16 protein-coding genes, 1 tRNA gene and 2 other annotated features are annotated in these 17,586 nt (G+C 29.1%); of the genes, 7 read left to right on the top strand and 10 right to left on the bottom strand.

All coding sequences use genetic code 11. The annotated features are described in order from the left end of the window. Window positions 1-13: 13 nt before the first annotated feature. Both OIO11_RS16775 and OIO11_RS16770 read left to right on the top strand, forming a co-directional pair. Window positions 14-574, top strand: a complete 561-nt coding sequence (locus OIO11_RS16775; RefSeq protein ID WP_268072625.1) for a class IV adenylate cyclase — start codon at window positions 14-16, stop codon at window positions 572-574. Window positions 575-680: 106 nt separating this feature from the next. After that, window positions 681-756, top strand: a tRNA-Gln gene (locus OIO11_RS16770). Window positions 757-811: 55 nt separating this feature from the next. Here the strand turns inward: OIO11_RS16770 and rpsA are convergent. Continuing rightward, window positions 812-1,981 carry a 30S ribosomal protein S1 gene (rpsA, locus tag OIO11_RS16765; RefSeq protein ID WP_268072624.1) on the bottom strand — a complete coding sequence of 390 codons (1,170 nt, stop codon included), beginning with the start codon at window positions 1,979-1,981 and terminating at the stop codon, window positions 812-814. A 337-nt stretch (window positions 1,982-2,318) separates the two neighbouring features. On the opposite strand from rpsA, the gene OIO11_RS16760 reads away from it, so the two are divergent. Together OIO11_RS16760 and leuS are read left to right on the top strand one after the other, a co-directional pair. After that, window positions 2,319-2,723 carry a rhodanese-like domain-containing protein gene (locus OIO11_RS16760; RefSeq protein WP_268072622.1) on the top strand — a complete coding sequence of 135 codons (405 nt, stop codon included), beginning with the start codon at window positions 2,319-2,321 and terminating at the stop codon, window positions 2,721-2,723. 55 nt (window positions 2,724-2,778) lie between these two features. After that, window positions 2,779-2,976, top strand: a binding site (T-box leader). Between the two features lie 86 nt (window positions 2,977-3,062). Further along, the gene (leuS, locus tag OIO11_RS16755) at window positions 3,063-5,516 is read left to right on the top strand and encodes a leucine--tRNA ligase (protein ID WP_268072621.1); all 2,454 of its coding nucleotides are present in this window, start codon (window positions 3,063-3,065) and stop codon (window positions 5,514-5,516) included. A gap of 37 nt (window positions 5,517-5,553) precedes the next feature. On the opposite strand, the gene OIO11_RS16750 is transcribed toward leuS, so the two are convergent. Then, the gene (locus tag OIO11_RS16750; protein WP_268072620.1) at window positions 5,554-6,342 is read right to left on the bottom strand and encodes a GTP pyrophosphokinase; all 789 of its coding nucleotides are present in this window, start codon (window positions 6,340-6,342) and stop codon (window positions 5,554-5,556) included. A gap of 179 nt (window positions 6,343-6,521) precedes the next feature. Between OIO11_RS16750 and OIO11_RS16745 the strand changes: the two genes are divergently transcribed. Beyond that, window positions 6,522-7,394: a DUF2225 domain-containing protein gene (locus OIO11_RS16745; protein ID WP_268072619.1), complete on the top strand. Its 873-nt coding sequence runs from the start codon at window positions 6,522-6,524 to the stop codon at window positions 7,392-7,394. A gap of 44 nt (window positions 7,395-7,438) precedes the next feature. On the opposite strand, the gene OIO11_RS16740 is transcribed toward OIO11_RS16745, so the two are convergent. The 8 genes from OIO11_RS16740 to OIO11_RS16705 form a co-directional block, all read right to left on the bottom strand. Further along, window positions 7,439-8,125, bottom strand: coding sequence for a metallophosphoesterase (locus OIO11_RS16740; protein WP_268072617.1), 687 nt, complete (start codon window positions 8,123-8,125; stop codon window positions 7,439-7,441). A gap of 5 nt (window positions 8,126-8,130) precedes the next feature. Beyond that, entirely contained in the window at window positions 8,131-8,403 is a 273-nt protein-coding gene (locus OIO11_RS16735) for an EscU/YscU/HrcU family type III secretion system export apparatus switch protein (RefSeq protein WP_268072616.1), read from the bottom strand. Window positions 8,404-8,424: 21 nt separating this feature from the next. Next, window positions 8,425-10,200, bottom strand: a complete 1,776-nt coding sequence (locus tag OIO11_RS16730; protein ID WP_268072615.1) for a hypothetical protein — start codon at window positions 10,198-10,200, stop codon at window positions 8,425-8,427. Between the two features lie 184 nt (window positions 10,201-10,384). After that, window positions 10,385-11,605 (bottom strand): tyrosine--tRNA ligase, encoded by a 1,221-nt coding sequence (tyrS, locus tag OIO11_RS16725; protein WP_268072614.1) that lies wholly within the window; start codon window positions 11,603-11,605, stop codon window positions 10,385-10,387. Between the two features lie 99 nt (window positions 11,606-11,704). After that, window positions 11,705-11,926 (bottom strand) — a binding site (T-box leader). A 346-nt stretch (window positions 11,927-12,272) separates the two neighbouring features. Continuing rightward, on the bottom strand, window positions 12,273-12,683 hold the full coding sequence (locus OIO11_RS16720; RefSeq protein ID WP_268072613.1) for a hypothetical protein: 411 nt from the start codon (window positions 12,681-12,683) through the stop codon (window positions 12,273-12,275). A gap of 101 nt (window positions 12,684-12,784) precedes the next feature. Further along, window positions 12,785-13,933 (bottom strand): AlbA family DNA-binding domain-containing protein, encoded by a 1,149-nt coding sequence (locus tag OIO11_RS16715; protein WP_268072611.1) that lies wholly within the window; start codon window positions 13,931-13,933, stop codon window positions 12,785-12,787. Window positions 13,934-13,998: 65 nt separating this feature from the next. Beyond that, window positions 13,999-15,096 (bottom strand): sensor domain-containing diguanylate cyclase, encoded by a 1,098-nt coding sequence (locus OIO11_RS16710; RefSeq protein ID WP_268072610.1) that lies wholly within the window; start codon window positions 15,094-15,096, stop codon window positions 13,999-14,001. 264 nt (window positions 15,097-15,360) lie between these two features. After that, a complete protein-coding gene (locus tag OIO11_RS16705; protein WP_268072609.1) occupies window positions 15,361-15,939 on the bottom strand; it encodes an ECF transporter S component in 579 nt (192 codons plus the stop codon). Between the two features lie 175 nt (window positions 15,940-16,114). On the opposite strand from OIO11_RS16705, the gene OIO11_RS16700 reads away from it, so the two are divergent. After that, complete coding sequence (locus OIO11_RS16700; protein ID WP_268072608.1) at window positions 16,115-16,270, top strand: DUF5670 family protein; 156 nt, start codon at window positions 16,115-16,117, stop codon at window positions 16,268-16,270. An 86-nt stretch (window positions 16,271-16,356) separates the two neighbouring features. Continuing rightward, on the top strand, window positions 16,357-17,586 hold the full coding sequence (locus tag OIO11_RS16695; protein WP_268072607.1) for an NAD(P)/FAD-dependent oxidoreductase: 1,230 nt from the start codon (window positions 16,357-16,359) through the stop codon (window positions 17,584-17,586).

The following is a 17,586-nucleotide window of genomic DNA, read 5'->3' as shown; positions in this document are numbered from 1 at the left end:
GAGTGTGATAAAAATGAAAGAAATTGAAACTAGAATTATTAAAATAGATATAGATGCTATCCGTAAAAAACTTCTAGAAATAAATGCTGTAAAGGTTAAGCAGGAAAATCAGGTTAATAACATATATGACTTTTCAGATAAGAGACTTTTAAATTCAAAGGGCTATGCAAGAATAAGAATTATACATAATCAACTTACAAACAGTAAACATATTTACATGACAACTAAAAAACTTTTAAGTCAGGAAAAATATAAAGTTATGGAAGAAAACGAAGTAGAAATTAATGACCCTAAAGAAGGTGAAAATATTTTAACATCTCTGGGTCTTGAACTTATTGAATCCATAAAAAAATATAGAGAAAGTTATAAATATAAAAATACATTGGTAGAAATTGACATAAACGAAAAAAGTTTTTGTCCTTTTCCTTATATTGAAATCGAGACTTATGATGAAGATGAATTAAAAGAGGTTGTAGAATTATTAGGTTATACATTAAAAGATACTACTTCTAAAACTATATATGAAATAATGAATGAATTAGGAAAAGCAGATAAAAATCTAAAAGGATTATAAACATTAATCTGCTAACATATTTTTATATTTATTGAAAAATAAACTATTTTATTTGCTGAACTCTTGACATTTATCCTTAAAGTGCTATAATTATTGTTATCATCGTTGCCCAATAGCCAAGCGGTAAGGCACCTGACTCTGACTCAGGCACTCCGTAGGTTCGAATCCTGCTTGGGCAGCCAAATAAAAAAACGATACTCATTTATTTGAGTATCGTTTTTTATTTCTTATCTTCAATTATTTATCAAATTTAAGGTTTTTCAATAAATCCGCTAAAGCAAAATTTCCCTCATCGTTGTCATTATACTCCGAAAAGTCTTCAGCCTCTTCATTAGCAGCTTCCTTAATACTTAAGCTAATTCTTTTTTCTTCTTCTTTTATGTCTAATATTTTAACTTTCACTCTATCACCAGTAGTTAATACTTGCGATGGTTTTATTATATTTTCATCAGTTATTTGCGTTATATGTACTAACCCTTCTACTCCAGTTTCAAGTTCAACAAAAGCTCCAAAATCCAAAAGTCTTGCAACTGTTCCTTCTATAACTTGATCAACTTTGTATCTATCCTTTATATTATTCCAAGGGTCTTCTTCTACATTCTTAAGCCCTAATGATATTCTTCCTTTTTCCCTATCAAAGTCCAATACATAAACTTCAACCTTATCTCCTTCTGATACTACCTCTGATGGGTGATTAACTCTTTTCCATGATAAATCTGAATTGTGAATTAATCCATCTATTCCACCTAAGTCAACAAAAGCTCCAAACTTAGCAAGTCTGCTTACACTTCCCGTCCTTTTTTCTCCTTTTTTTAGGGAAGCCCAAACTTCAGCTCTTTTAGCTTCAATTTCTTCCTTTTCTACTTCTTTTCTTGATAAAACTATCTTATTATTTTGTTTATCCAATTCAATTACTCTCACCACTAAATTTTTATCAATGAATTTATTTAAATCTTTAACAAAAGAAGCCGAAATATGTGATGCAGGTATAAATCCTCTTATTCCCTTTATATATGCTACTGCTCCACCTTTAACTATTTCACTTACCTTAACTTCAAAATTGGTATTATTTTTTAATGCATCCACAAGCTCATCCCAAACTAAAAGCTTATCAGCTTTCTTCTTTGATAAAACTACATTTCCTTCACCATCATTTATTTTAACTACATAAACTTTAATCTTGTCACCTGCATTTAAAATTTCTTTAAGATTCACTTCCTCATTTGCTATTTCTTCTCTTTTTATTATTCCATCAGTCATATACCCTATATTAACTAAAACCTCATTATCTTTAACTGAAATAACTTCTCCTTCTATTATGTCTCCACTATAAATTGGATTCATGGAATTTTCTATTTCCACTATCATTTCCCTCATTGATTTTTCTTCAAAATTATCAATTGTCATATCCATCATCTCCTTACTTTTTTCCTTATATATTATATATAAGTTGCAACAAATACTATTCATTGTATTAAAACTTCGTTGAAGTTTTTTCATAATTGATCATTAAACAATGAATATTGATAATTGCAATATATATAGTATATCAAAATACATATCAATAATAAACAATTCTGTATTGTTTGTTAAAATTACTCTCACAAGTAATTTTTTATAAATACACTGTGATGTATTTTCCTATTTCTATTATTAATTTTTTGCACATGTATTATTATTTGTATAAATTTTCATATTATAGTGCAAACTACCCAAGAACAATTCATACTAGGAGGTAGTATTTATGAAGACCAAAAAATTTTCTTTTAAAAAAATAATGTCCGTATTTATATCATTATTTGTTATGTTTGGATTTATACTTCCAAGTACTGCAGTAGCTTATAAAAACATTTCTCCATCAGACGTCCATGATTTGATAAGCACTTCAACACCTATGATTATCATAGATGTCAGAACTCCAGAAGAGTATTCTCAAGGAAGAATTCCAACAAGTGTAAACATTCCTCTAAATATATTTAAAAATGAAGTTCAAAGCAAAAATATTCCTAAATCTACAAAGATTATTATTTACTGTCAAAGAGGTGTACGTTCTTCAACAGCAGCTAAAATATTGGATGATTTAGGATATGCTGATGTATATAATCTAGGCGGAATAGACAATTGGCCTTACGAAATTGTAAAAAGATAATATCTTGACAGCATTTCTTATTTAATCTATAATTAGACGCAAAAGAATAATATTTTGCATAGCTTTGACAAGGAGTAGTAATATTTGATTCGATCAAAGAGAGCTGTCGTTTGCTGCAAGACAGTATTGATAAAATATGAACTTACCTTTGAGCTTATCTGTTAAAACAGATACGGTTAAACCGTTATATTTAAAAGTGAGGCTTTATGCCTAATTAGAGTGGTACCGCGGAATTATAACTTTCGTCTCTTGTTTTTGAGACGAAGGTTTTTTATTTTTAAGTTTAAATCAATATATAAATTTTATTTACTGTGTAATAAAAAAGGAGGTTGATTTTTAATGTCAAATTATGGAACATCAATAGATAAAAAGTGGCAGACTAAATGGGAAGAATCAGGTCTTCACAAATTTGATGAAAATGGTAAAGGCGAAAAATTATATGTACTTGAAATGTTCTCATATCCATCAGGTGCAAAACTTCATGCTGGACATTGGTTCAACTATGGACCTACTGATTCTTGGGCAAGATTTAAGAAAATGCAGGGTTACAATGTATTTCAACCAATGGGATTTGATGCTTTCGGACTTCCTGCTGAAAACTATGCTATAAAAACAGGAATCCATCCACATGATTCTACAATTCAAAACATAAAAAATATGGAAGAACAATTAAAAGCTATGGGAGCTATGTTCAACTGGGATCATGAAGTTATTACTTGCCTTCCTGATTATTATAAATGGACTCAATGGGTATTCTTAAAATTATATGAAAAAGGACTTGCTTATAGAAAAAATGCTCCTGTAAACTGGTGTCCTAGCTGTAATACAGTTCTTGCCAATGAGCAAGTTATAGACGGACAATGTGAAAGATGTAGTTCAGAAGTTGAGAAAAAAGCATTAACTCAATGGTTCTTAAAAATAACTGATTATGCAGACGAATTATTAGAAAAAATAGATAGTTTAGATTGGCCTGAAAAAACTAAATCAATGCAAAAACATTGGATTGGAAAATCTAAAGGTGCAGAAGTAACATTTAAAGTTGAAAACTCAGATATCAGCTTTGATGTATTTACAACAAGAGTAGATACTTTAAACGGTGTTACTTATGTTGTTTTAGCACCTGAAAGCCCTTTCGTTGATCAATTGACAACTGAAGAAAATAAAGCAATAGTTGAAGATTATAAAGTTGAAGCTGCAAAGCAATCTGATATAGAAAGACAATCAATATCCAGAGAAAAAACAGGAGTATTTACAGGTTCATACGCAATAAACCCTATTAACGGAAAAAGAGTTCCTATATGGGTTGGTGACTACGTACTTGCAACATACGGTACTGGATGTGTAATGGCAGTTCCTGCTCATGACGAACGTGATTTTGAATTTGCTACAAAATTCAATCTACCAATAGAAAGAGTTATTACAAGCAAAGATGGAAGTGATGATTCTCTACCATTTACTGAATACGGTAAACTAGTAAACAGTGGAGAATTTGACAGTCTTACTACTGAAGAAGCTAAAGAAGCTATAGTTAAGAAATTAGAAGGAAATAGTCTTGGAAGATGGAAAGTAAACTTTAGACTTCGTGACTGGCTTGTTTCAAGACAAAGATATTGGGGTGCACCTATTCCAATAGTTCATTGTGAAAAATGTGGAACAGTAGCAGTACCTGAAGAACAACTTCCAGTAGAGCTTCCTTATGACATTGAATTTACTCCAGACGGTAAATCACCACTTTCTAAAAGTGAAGCTTTCCTAAATACAACATGTCCAAAATGTGGAGGTCATGCAGTAAGAGAATCTGATACTCTAGATACTTTTGTATGCTCTTCATGGTACTATCTAAGATATGTTGACAGTAAAAATGAAGAAAAAGCTTTTGATGTTGATAAAGTAAATGCTATGCTTCCAGTTGATAAATATGTAGGTGGTCCTGAACATGCTTGTATGCACTTGCTATATGCTAGATTTATAACAAAAGCTCTTCGTGATATGGGTTATTTAAACTTTGACGAACCTTTTACTTCTCTTACTCATCAAGGTCTCATACTTGGACCGGATGGTCTTAAGATGAGTAAATCAAAAGGAAACACTATTGCTCCAGATGACTATATCAAGGAATATGGTGCAGATGTATTTAGAATGTATCTAATGTTTGGATTTGCCTATTCTGAAGGTGGAGCTTGGAGTGATGATGGAATAAAATCTATGGCAAGATTTGTAGATAGAGCTGAAAGACTATTAGAAGAATGTAGCAACGAATTGTCTAACAAAGAAAATACAAGAACTTCAATGGATAAAGCAGAGAAAGATTTAAACTATGCTAGACATTATGCTATTCAACACGTTACAGAAGATATTGAAAAGTTCCAGTTCAATACAGCTATTGCAAGAATGATGGAATTTACAAATTCATTATCTAAATATTTAAATGATGAAAAGAATAAGAATATTGCTTTCTTAGAAGAAACAGCATCAGACTATATCAAACTTTTAGCTCCTTTTGCTCCTCATTTTGCTGAAGAACATTGGGAACTTTTAGGTAAAAACTTTTCAGTCTTTAATGAAACTTGGCCAATATTCGATTCTAAAGCATTAATTAAAGAAGAAGTTGAAATAGCTATTCAAATAAGCGGAAAAATTAGAGCTAGAATAAATATTCCTACTAATCTTTCTGATGATGAAATAAAAGAAATAGCCCTTAAAGAAGAAACTATCCAAAGCTTTTTAGAAGGTAAAAATATTTTAAAAGTAATAGTTGTTAAGGGAAGACTTGTTAATATAGTAGCAAAATAAAAAGAAGTTTAGCCGTTGCATACGGCTAAACTTCTTTTTATTTATACATTTTAATACTTCTTTCCGTAGCTTCTAAAAGCTTATCAAGTTCATAAGTTTCTCCTTCTGAAATAAGTTTATTTAATTGATTTCTAAAATTAGACGCTTCAATACTTCTTCCAGAAGAAAATATAGTAAATATGTTATTCATTATATGTGATACTAAGCTTGATTTTACTTCAAACAACTTTTGTGCATCCATAATTTCATCTTTTATTTCAAGCATTTCTTGGTCTAATTTGAATGCCGCATCTGCTGCTCCTTTAAGCTTGTCTTTTATATGTTCTGGTATTCGATGCTTATATTTATAATTTAAAGAGTGCTCAACCGTAGCCCAAAAGTTCATAGCCAGAGTTCTTATTTGAAATTCTGCCAATATTTCCTTAACACCATCAGCCATATTTACAGGGTATTTTATTACTATGTGATAACTTCTATATCCACTTGCCTTTACATCAGTAATATAATCTTTTTCATACATTATCTGCATATCTTTTCTTTGTCTTATTAATTTTACTACTCTATAAATATCGTCCACAAATTGACACATTACTCTTATTCCTGCTATATCTTCTAATTCATATTCTATCCTATCTATAGGAATATTAAATTTATTAGCTTTTTCCAGTATGCTTGATAATTCTTTAACTCTGCCCGTTACAAATTCAATAGGTGAATTTTCATTTTTTTTTCTATATTCTCGTCTTATACTTTTAAACTTTACCTTTAATTCTTCTACCGCCTGATCGTAAGGTATAAGAAATTTTTTCCACTCTCTAACCGCCATATACTTCACCTTCTTTTTTTAAAGTCTTTATAAAATCAAACTTAATTCAGGTACTTTACAATATATTATAATACATAATTATACTATATATAAACGATTTTTTTCCAAAATCAATGTTTTTTCTTAATTTCTTTGATATAATTAATTATATAATGATAACTGATATTTGGAGTGATTACGTGAGTAAAGATATTTTTTCTGGATTAGATCGCCTTGGCTTTAACAACATAGAAACCATAGATCTTTATGGCAAAGATGAATCTCAAACTGACAGTACCTCCCTACAAGAGGAAAAAAAAGAAAAAGATAAAGATTACTTGTATGATAAAAAATTAACATGCCCAGTATGCGGTGAAATTTTTACTGTTAAAGCAATTAAAACTTCATCTTACAGGATGAAAGATAAAGATACTGACTTTTTTATCAGGTATGACCTTATAAACCCATATTTTTATGATGTTTGGCTTTGTAATAATTGTGGATATGCGGCAATGAAAGCTGACTTTGAAAAAATTCGAAACTTTCAAATAGATTTGGTAAAAGAAAATATTACACCTAAATGGAAAGGCAGAGAATATAAAGTACCTTATGATGCGTATGCCGCTATAGAGCGCTATAAGCTTTCTCTTCTTAATTACTTCTATAGTGATGCAAAAGCCAGCAAAAAAGCTATGAACTGCTTAAAACTAGCTTGGATGTGCAGATTAATAGAAGATTCACAAACTGAGAAAGCTTATCTTAAAGAAGCTCTAAAAGGCTTTAATGATGCCTACTTCAATGAAGATTTTCCTATATACGGTATGGACAGATACACTACTATGTATCTGATTGGTGAATTAAGCAGACGTACTGATAATCTGGATGAAGCAATGATATGGTTCAGTAAGGTTATAACTACACCTAGCATAAATAAACGCTTAAAAGAGCTTGCTCGTGACCAAAAAGACTTGATAAAAGAAACTAAATCTGAACATACTGCTAAAGAAAATAGTATTGAAAATATTTCTGATAAGAAAAAAAAGGGCTTCTTTTCTTCAATATTTGGTAAATAAAAATACTGTAAAATAAGAGCTAGAAACATATTCCAGCTCTTATTTTACAGTATTTTTATTGGGTCAAAATTTATATAATCACAAGAAGTAACTATATATTCTATTCCATCATGTTCACCTTCATAAACCTTTTTTAATGAAGGTCCATGCAAATGCCCATATATAACTTTTTCTACTCCATATTCTTTAAATATTTGTGTAAAATCTGATTCCTCAAATCTATCATTAACTGGTGGAAAGTGAACCATAACTATTATCTTTTTATACCCTGCTTTTACAGCACTATCCAAAGAAAGCTTCAACCTGATTTTTTCTCTACTATATATTTTTTTATCTTGTTCTGAATATCTATCTTGCACAGGTGGATTCCAGCCTCTAGTTCCACATATGGCATAGTCCTCATATGTGGAAAAGTTGTTTTGAATAAAATTTATATCCTCATAAAGTGAATTAAGTTTTTTTATACTTCCCCACCAATAATCATGATTACCTTTAGATATAATTTTTTTTCCTGGAAGACTATGAATCCATTCAAGGTCTTTCATACCGTCTTCCATCTTCATAGACCACGATATGTCTCCTGCTATTAAAACTATATCATTTTCTTCAATCTTATTAATCCAGTTATCCTTTATTTTTTCATCATGCTTATACCACTTTTCTCCAAACACATCCATTGGTTTGTCACAGGTAAAGGCTAAATGTAAATCCGATATTGCATAAAGTCCCATTTCTATCACCTTCCATCTGCCAATTTATCAACATCCATTACATATGCTATCACTTCAGCTACTGCCTCATATAATTCTGCTGGTATATTGCTTCCTACATCTACATTTGTTAATAGTTCTGCTAACTCTTTATTATAAACTACTGGAACCTGGCTTTTTTCAGCCTCTTCAATAATCTTATCTGCTACAACACCCATTCCTGCTGCCGTAACCATAGGTGCTTCATAATTCATTTCATATTTTAATGCAGCAGCTTTTTTTCTTTTATCATCCTTCATTTTCTATCACCATATTACTTTCTAAACCTTTAAATTTATTCTTGTAAGCTCATTATCTTCAAAGAAATCTCTACATTCAACTATATTGGATTCTACAATCTTTTCGTCAACCTTCACATTTGACACATATCCCATATCATTCAATTTGTTTATTATTCCTTCTTTGCCTAATTCTAATACCTTTATCCAGTCTTTTTCACACTTAATATCAATATTTATATTTTTATTTAGCACTTTGATGTATGCATCTATAATCCCCATGTTTATAGTTTTAACTGAAGCCACCAATTTTACATTACTGGAATCAATCTTTTTACCTTTATTTCTTTCATCCTTAATAATAAGCTTACAAGGATATTCTCTTTCATTTATATTTAAGGGAACATCTAAATAATAATATTGATTTGATATAGAGTTAAAAACTTTGAAATCATTCATCTTGCTATGTAACGTTTGCACTATCTTGCTAAACACTTCAGGTTTTTCACTATTATTTTCATTAATAGCTTGTTTTATTAAATTTCTCATTTCATTAGTTTTCTCTCTTATTTCTTCTTTAATCTTATGAGGAATATCCACATTTCCCTTCTCAAGCCCTATAACTTCAACTTCTTTTTTTATATTTTCATTTTTTTGCAAATTATTATTTAGCTTTTCTGAACTTTGTTTATTTATAACCTGATTTTTAACCTCAGTACCGTCTTCCAAAATTTCACCCTTTAAATTTTCAGCAACCTCTTCTGAAGAATCTATTTCTAACAATTTTTTTAACATCTCTTTCCCATCTATTTCTCTAGAATCATTTAAATTGTATGCCTTTTGGATGTAGGAATTTCTTTTCAAAGAACTACTTTCAGTGGTATTTTCGGTACTTTTTTCAGTGCTGTTTAAAGTAGTTTCTCCATTATTTTTCTCTTCATCTATATCTACTGTATCCTTAACAAAAGTCGTTTCACCTTTAATCCCTTGTTCAATTTCTTTACAGTTAACTCTACTATTTAATTCATTACTAATTTCATTAATAAGCTTATTGCTAAGTTCATTACTAAGCTTATTATTAATTTTATCATTAAGCTCATTACTAAATTCATTATTAACACTAGTTTCTAAATCCATTATTTCATTATATAAAGACATAGGCTCTTTCACTATTTTATTGAAACTTATAATATTATCTTTTGTTAACTTAATATCATTCTCTATTAATGTAAATAAATCTTCTGAACTTAAATTTTTAAATTCTGCAAAAAAACCTTTCAATGTATCTTTTATATTTTGTCCTTTTGCACTATTTATGTCAATACCCTTGTTACTAACATATTTTAAAATAAAACTTTCCTCTTCCGAACTGTCTTGAAGAATTTTATTTTGAAAATCTAATAAGGTCTTAACTTTAGAAATATTCTCTTTAGTTAACGGCATTTTTGATTTAAGCATTTTTTCTAAAAGAGCATAATCTTCTTTTTTAACCTTTAGTCCTTGTTCTTCTAAAATATCGCTTAATAAATTTTGTGTTTCACCTTCACCCTCACTATTTAACAGTTTAAGAATAAGTTTTCCATCTTCGTATCCATCTACTTCAAATTTTACTAGTCCATTTGGTGTGAAATTTATTGACTCTTTTATATTAGCTGAAAATTGCCACCCATCTAGAAGTTTTAGTATTGCTTCGCCGGAAAGCTTATCTAAATTAATGATTCTTGCTGTAAATTTTTCTCCTAGCTCAAAGGATAACTTTTTATGAATCCTCTTTGAATTTACATTATATGCACTATTTATATTCCAAATACCAGCCACAAATTTCACTCCCCTTTTTATATGGTACCAGGTACTTACATTATTATTTATCGTTATAAATAAATATATCTATACTATTTTTAGCCTCTCCTCGTTATTATACAAAATTTTTTCCTATAAAACAAAAGAAAATGCCTAACTTTAGACATTTTCTATAATTATACGTTTTTTAATTTCAACATTCTTATTTTAATACTATTTTGTAGTATTTTTTCTTACCTTTCTTTATAAGAACCATTTCATCTTTAAAATCTTCCTGTGAAAGAACAGCATTTGGATCTTCTACTTTTTCATCATTAACTGAAAGTCCACCTTGTTCAATTAATCTTCTGCCTTCTTTCTTAGATGGAATTACTTTTCCACTTAAAAGTATATCAAGTATTGAAGAACCTACCATATCTTTTGTAATTTCAACAGTTGGAACGTTGCTCATGTCTATGCCGCCCCCAAATAATGCCTCTGCTGCTTCTTGAGCTTTTCTAGCTTCTTCTTCACCATGTACTAATTTTGTAACCTCATATGCTAAAGTCTTTTTAGCTTCATTTATCGCCGCATCTTGAAGGCTTGCAAGTCTTTTAACTTCATCTATTGGTAAGAAAGTAAGTAATGATAAGCATTTTTCCACATCAGCATCATTTACATTTCTCCAGTATTGATAAAAGTCATATGGAGAAGTTTTTTCAGGATCAAGCCATAAAGCTCCATTTTCTGTTTTACCCATTTTTTTACCTTCACTATTAGTTAATAATGTACAAGTCATTGCATAAGCTGATTTTTGCTCTTTTCTTCTTATAAGATCCATACCTGCAATCATATTAGACCATTGATCATCTCCACCTAATTGCATTACACAGCCATATCTTTTATTTAATTCATAGAAATCATATCCCTGCATTAACATATAGTTAAACTCTAAGAAAGATAATCCTTTTTCTAATCTTTGTTTGAAACATTCTGCTGTAAGCATTCTATTTACTGAGAAATGTATTCCAATATCTCTTATGAATTCTACATAATTCAGGTTTAAAAGCCAATCTCCATTATTAACTAGTATAGCTTTATCATCACTAAAATCTATAAATTTTGAAAGCTGCTCTTTTATAGAATCTACATTGTGTTGAATTTGTTCTTTTGTAAGCATTTTTCTCATATCAGTCTTGCCACTAGGATCACCAATCATAGCTGTTCCACCACCAACTAAAGCTATGGGTCTGTGTCCAGCCTTTTGCATATGAGACATAAACATCATTGCAATAAAATGTCCTACATGAAGACTATCTGCAGTGGGGTCAAATCCTATATAAAATGTTATTTTTTCTTTCCCTAATAATTCTCTTATTTCTTCTTCGTGTGTAGTTTGTTTAATGTATCCACGTTCAACTAAAGTATCAAATACATTTTTCATTTTTATGTCCTCCTCTTTTTCAGTAACCAGGTACTATTAACCAGTCCCCAGTAAATATATTAATTTTTGTAAATAAAAAATCCCTTTATATCTAAGATATAAAGGGACGAATTTTTCCGTGGTACCACCCAAATTGAAATGCATGAAACATTTCCACTTTTTCCCCTATAACGTAGGGACTTCCGTAACAACCTACTAAGCATTCATGCTTTTCAGCCTAAGATTCAGGAATGTATTTCACTATGCTTCTCAACTAGTTTCCACCAACCACTAGCTCTCTTTATGATTTACACAACTACTTCTTTCCATCATTATCTTTAAGATATTGCAATTTACGTATTATTATATACATAATTTTTTATAAATGCAAGCATAGAATAAAATTGTGAAACAATTTTATTCTATGTCCCAGTCGCCAATCCCCAATCCCCAGAGAAGGACGTTTTGCTATGCAAAACTAAAATTAAAATAAATCAAAATAGCCTTAAAAGTATATATGATCTATCCTTAAGTTTATCTAATTATTTTTATCTTTTTTCTTTATGCTGGAGATTGGTGATTGGCGACTAGGGACTGTAAGAAAAGTGCTTCGCACTTTTCTTACACTATGTAAAGACTGCATACAAACACTGACTGTTCTGTATGCAGCAATATACTTGATAATTAACTATGCGACATATTTTTTAATAAAATCAGGCATGATATCCTTTTCAATACTTATATTTAGATAGAAATCAACATTATGTTTGTGAGCTAACTTTTCCATATCATAAAATAAATGTGCAGTATCTTCAACACTTCCATCTACAATGTTAAGCAATCCATCAACGTATATAGTACTAACATCATAGTCTTCTGAAAGAATACCACACAAAAAACCATAAAAATTGCTATAATTTTTTAACTCAAACTCATCTGTTGAAATAAATCTAATTCTTCTATCTAACTGGAGTATGTGTCTGCTATCATCATCAATATAAACTATATTTCCTTTAGACATATTGATTTTTTCATTTGCGGATTGGATTAAAGCTTTAGTTTTACCTGAACCTTTCTTGTCACAAAAAACATGTAGCATGTTAACCACTCCCTTTTAAAATTTTATAAAAATATCCTTAATTTATTATATAATATTCTAAATTTTCTTTCAATATTCTCCAGTTATCATTTAAAATTTATTCATATAAAGGTATTTATTCCCGGAAAAATAACTTTAAAATTATTTTCCTTTAAAGAATTTACAAACATTACCTTACCATATTTCTTAAATGCTTTTTTCATTCTTGTAAATCCTCTTCCAGATTGAGCAAACCTTTTATTATCATCTAATGTTATTAACTTTTCATAAATCCACATATTCCTTTTTATATAGTTATGAGAAAAACCATTTTTATCATTCTTTATCAATATACCAGGACTTATAACTCTTACACTATTGTAATCTATAACAACTTCAATCTCTTTATCAACAATAGTATAATCCCTATATAAAACGGCGTTCTTTATTGCTTCATAAACAGCTCTATAAGGATAATAAGGTGTGAGAATTTTCAATAAATATTCTTCACTTTTATCAATTACCGAAAGTAAATCCCCTTGAATTATTATTATTTCATCCAGCTCTTTATTTACCTTATTAACTATTCTAATCATATTATTAGGCATATATAAATAATTACTTCTTGAAAATACTAATAATCCTCCTAATGTTGCATAATATTCTTTTTCTTCTTCATCCAAAAATATCATTCTAGTATTTTCCATAAAAGATACTCTATTTTCATCATTTATATCTATTCCATGAAGCATAAAATATTTATCTACTAACTTAAATTCCAAGCTATTGATACTACTCTTTACAATAGGAGTAAGCTCTATATTCAAATTCATATTTTCTTGGAAAGAAGAAATTAATTCCTGTTTTCTCATTGTATCTGTTGTTGAGCCACGTCTAATATAAAAAGCTCCATTTTCTCTAAATTGATACGGTTTTTGACTACTTTGATATATTGTAATTACCGCTACCTTTTTATTTTCATAGTCTATACACTCTAAAGATATTGGAATTGGTGGATCACATCTTGAACTTACAATTTGCTGTATTTGCTCTTCAGTAAAAGACAACCTATCTACCCCTATTACTCTCTTTGTTTTATCCTCAATTCCTATAATCAGATAACCTCTTCCACCTCTTGAATTAGCCAATGCACAAATATCTTTTGCAAATTCTTTTTTTCCACTTTCAGTGTTTAAATCTATTTCCTGCTTAAAATCTAATTTAACGCCTTCCTGCCTTTTTAAAAGACTTGTTAATTTTTTTTTATTCATACATCCCAACCCTTAAATTCCTATTTATTATATATTATTCAAAAAGACGATGAATTGCATCGTCTTTATTTATTCACAACTTTATTTTTACCAATTTTTTTAGCCGCATACAATCTAGCATCAGCAATACTTATTACATCTTGTAAATTTTCTCCATCCTTTGGATAATAGCTAATACCAAAACTTGCTGTAATTACAACTTTTATATTACCATATGTAATAACATTTTCACTAATATTTAATCTTATATTGTCTACTTTTTTATAAACCGCCTCTAGATCTTTACCCGTCTTTATATATATTACTATTTCTTCCCCACCGTATCTAGAAACAATGTCATGCTTTCCTACATTGTTCTGTATAATCTCTGTTGTTTGCATTAAAACTTCATCACCAAATTGATGTCCATATCTATCATTAGTTTTTTTAAAATTATCCAAATCTATCATTACTATAGCAAACTCTCTGTTAGCATTTTCCTTTAATTTATTTTCCAATATATCAAAAAAATATTTTCTGTTATATATTCTGAGTAATGGGTCTCTTATGGAATTTTCTCTTATCTGATTATATAGAGCATTATTTTCTAAGGCAATAGCTATCTGGTTAGCTATTGTAGATATAAATGTTATATGTTCATGATCAAAAAAATTATTTAGGGCATGTTCAACTATAATATATCCTATAAATTTTTCTCTTAGCCCTATTGGTACTCCTATCAATGAATGTATATCACTACTTTGTGAATTCCTACCAAACAATGGTGTTTTAGAATTCATAATAAACGGATTCTCATTTATTAATTCTTTATAAAATTCTTCATTATAAAATTTAAACATTTTATCTTTATGATTAGTAGCCTTTATAACTAATTCATTATCACTCATTAAATAAATAGACGAATAAGTAGCTCCTAATATTCCAATTATCATATCATTTATCATAGGAATTAAATTTTTTTTACTAAGATATGAATTTATATATTTACTGATTTCCACTATATTAGTCATTGAATCTAGTTTCTTTTCTAATTTTGCATTTTTTTCACTAATAATTTGAATAGTGCTTTCAGCAAAATTCTGATAAGTTTCAAATTCGTCTTTCAATTTTAAATACTTTTCTTCAAAATCCCCACTTTTAAAATCAGTGTAATATTTATTCATAAAATCTCACTTTCCCACAGAATTTAAATTGTTACTTTTATTTCCTAATATCATTCTACAATAAAAATAAAATTTCTTCCAGTTTAAATTCTTATATAAAAAGCTTGCTGCAATTATACTCTACATACCCATAATTTTAACTCCTTTGTAATGGAATATAATCTCCATTTCAAGCTAAATTTAAATTGGTATTAATGTACAATTGGCAGCAAGCCTACAAAAATAATTTTATTTAAATTTCTAAGTATATAATCCTATTTCTAATTATAAAGATATATTAGCTCTTTTTAATGCTTTTTTTAAAGTTATACTTAATGGTAAACCTATAATGATACCTGCAACTACTTGAGATATATTTCCTGGTATATCTTTTATTGCTAAAATAAATGCTTGATTTAAAGTAGCTGTTTTCAGTAAAATAAATCTTGCCATAACTACTCCACTTAAATAATAAGCCGCAATCATAAAAATACCTGCAATAGAAAATGCAAATAAATTATTCCATATATTTTTTCCATCCTGTCCTTTTCTATAAGCAATACTTCCTGCAATGTAACCCATTACTCCTTTTATTACAAAAGTAAATGGCGCCCAATGACCATAACCAGTTAAAATATCAAATAAAGCCATTCCAATAGCTGATGAAGCTGCCGCTTTCCTCTTCCCTAACAAAATAGCTGCTAAAAATATCATACTATCTCCTAAATGAACTACTCCCATAAATGATGGAATATGAAACATAACTGTAGCCACATATGTTATAGCCGCCATCATTCCCACCTGGATAATATCGTTTATTCCTGTTGAACTTAGTCTCAAATCTCTGTGTTTATTTTCCAACATAATCACCTCCATTAGCTTTTTCATATATTTATTAATTATATTTAAATACAATTTTCTTGCAAATGTATCGATACAAATCCGCAACAAATACTATTTATTCAGAATTGCTAGCCATCGGATAAATACCTAAAAACTTGTTAATAATAATATATATAAAATTAATGGAGGGTTTAACATGAATTTTCTTAGATGGGTAGGAGGAGTTATCCTTTTATTTTGGTTGATTGGTTTAATATTTAGAATTGGTGGAAGCGTAATAAACTTTTTACTTGTTTTCGCCTTAGTTGTTTTTGTCATAGATGCTTTATTTGGAAAAAGAAAGTCAATGTGACCTTTAAACTCATGAAGCTTTACTTTAGTTTCATGAGTTTAAGTCTATTTTGAGAGGAGTGAAGGCTGCTTAGAGTAGCATATATTATGATATTAACTTGTGAAAATACATACTGGAACTCTATAAACAAAGGTTATAAGAAGTATCCTTCTTTAACTTCTAATCAAAAATGTGATGTTGTAGTTATAGGTGGCGGCATATCAGGATGTTTAACTGCCTATTATCTTTCGCAATACAACATAAATACAATTTTGATTGAGAAAAATTTAATAGCTCATGGCAATACTGCAGCTAATCCTTGTATTTTGCAATATGATTCAGGTACAGAATTATATAAACTTATTGATCTTATAGGCGAAGAAAAAGCTGTAAGAGCTTATAAACTGTATCAAAAATCCATCGATGATATTGAAAATATACTTTATAATATAAAACAGTATTGTGAATTTAAAAGGATGGATAGCATATACTTATGTAGTAATCCTGATTCTGAAAACAATATAAAAAAAGAATTTGAACTAAGAAAAAAATTTGATTTTACCATAGAATATCTGTCCCAAAATCAAATAGAAGATAAGTTTTCTATTGCATACCCTTATGGCATATATTCAAAGAATTACGATTGCATACTTGATCCTTTTAAATTTTGTCATGTCCTTTTGAAAGCAGCCGCCTTAAAAAACACAAAAATATATGAAAATACCTCTGTATTAAACTATGATTATTATTCAAATAGCATAAAGGTCAATACAAGCAATGATTTTCATATCAATTGCAAAAAAATTGTATTTGCTAATGGTTATACAGCCTATAATCTAATTAAAGATAACTCTCTTATAAAATTAAAAACAGCTTGCTCTATAGCAACTACTCCTTTAACTAATTATAATTATAGTAGTTGGTATAATAGCTGTTTAGTACGTGAATCAAAGTTTCCTTATTTTTATATAAGGCCTAGTGCTGATAATAGAATTATAGCCGGAGACTTTGATTACAACTTAAATAACATCAATGACTCCACAATAAGTATGGAAAATCAAGCCTTTAGTATACTTGAAAAACTAAAGACTATACTTCCTTACATAAGTGATTTAAAGATAGATTATTTTTGGTCTAGAACCTGGTGCGAAACAAAGGATAGTCTTCCATACATTGGAGAACACCCTGACTTTCCTAAATGCTATTTCAATCCAGGCTCTGATAGAAACGAAATTTGCTCTAGTCTCTTAGGCGCACAAATTATAAAAGATCTTATTTTATATAATAGCAGCCCTGATGCTGATATGTTTAGTTTTAATAGAAAAAGTGGAGAATAA

Origin of the sequence: Clostridium sp. ZS2-4, from assembly GCF_026719745.1 — a bacterium.
Taxonomy (GTDB): domain Bacteria; phylum Bacillota; class Clostridia; order Clostridiales; family Clostridiaceae; genus Clostridium_H.
This window is presented reverse-complemented; position numbering and strand designations above follow the sequence as displayed.

Excerpts from the sequence above, each read along its gene's own strand:
- tyrS (WP_268072614.1), bottom strand. The coding sequence starts at position 11,605 with ATGAAAAATGTATTTGATACTTTAGTTGAACGTGGATACATTAAACAA.
- OIO11_RS16775 (WP_268072625.1), top strand. The coding sequence starts at position 14 with ATGAAAGAAATTGAAACTAGAATTATTAAAATAGATATAGATGCTATC.
- leuS (WP_268072621.1), top strand. The coding sequence starts at position 3,063 with ATGTCAAATTATGGAACATCAATAGATAAAAAGTGGCAGACTAAATGG.
- OIO11_RS16715 (WP_268072611.1), bottom strand. The coding sequence starts at position 13,933 with ATGAATAAAAAAAAATTAACAAGTCTTTTAAAAAGGCAGGAAGGCGTT.
- OIO11_RS16760 (WP_268072622.1), top strand. The coding sequence starts at position 2,319 with ATGAAGACCAAAAAATTTTCTTTTAAAAAAATAATGTCCGTATTTATA.
- OIO11_RS16700 (WP_268072608.1), top strand. The coding sequence starts at position 16,115 with ATGAATTTTCTTAGATGGGTAGGAGGAGTTATCCTTTTATTTTGGTTG.
- OIO11_RS16740 (WP_268072617.1), bottom strand. The coding sequence starts at position 8,125 with ATGGGACTTTATGCAATATCGGATTTACATTTAGCCTTTACCTGTGAC.
- OIO11_RS16735 (WP_268072616.1), bottom strand. The coding sequence starts at position 8,403 with ATGAAGGATGATAAAAGAAAAAAAGCTGCTGCATTAAAATATGAAATG.
- rpsA (WP_268072624.1), bottom strand. The coding sequence starts at position 1,981 with ATGACAATTGATAATTTTGAAGAAAAATCAATGAGGGAAATGATAGTG.
- OIO11_RS16750 (WP_268072620.1), bottom strand. The coding sequence starts at position 6,342 with ATGGCGGTTAGAGAGTGGAAAAAATTTCTTATACCTTACGATCAGGCG.
- OIO11_RS16705 (WP_268072609.1), bottom strand. The coding sequence starts at position 15,939 with ATGTTGGAAAATAAACACAGAGATTTGAGACTAAGTTCAACAGGAATA.
- OIO11_RS16720 (WP_268072613.1), bottom strand. The coding sequence starts at position 12,683 with ATGCTACATGTTTTTTGTGACAAGAAAGGTTCAGGTAAAACTAAAGCT.
- OIO11_RS16695 (WP_268072607.1), top strand. The coding sequence starts at position 16,357 with ATGATATTAACTTGTGAAAATACATACTGGAACTCTATAAACAAAGGT.
- OIO11_RS16710 (WP_268072610.1), bottom strand. The coding sequence starts at position 15,096 with ATGAATAAATATTACACTGATTTTAAAAGTGGGGATTTTGAAGAAAAG.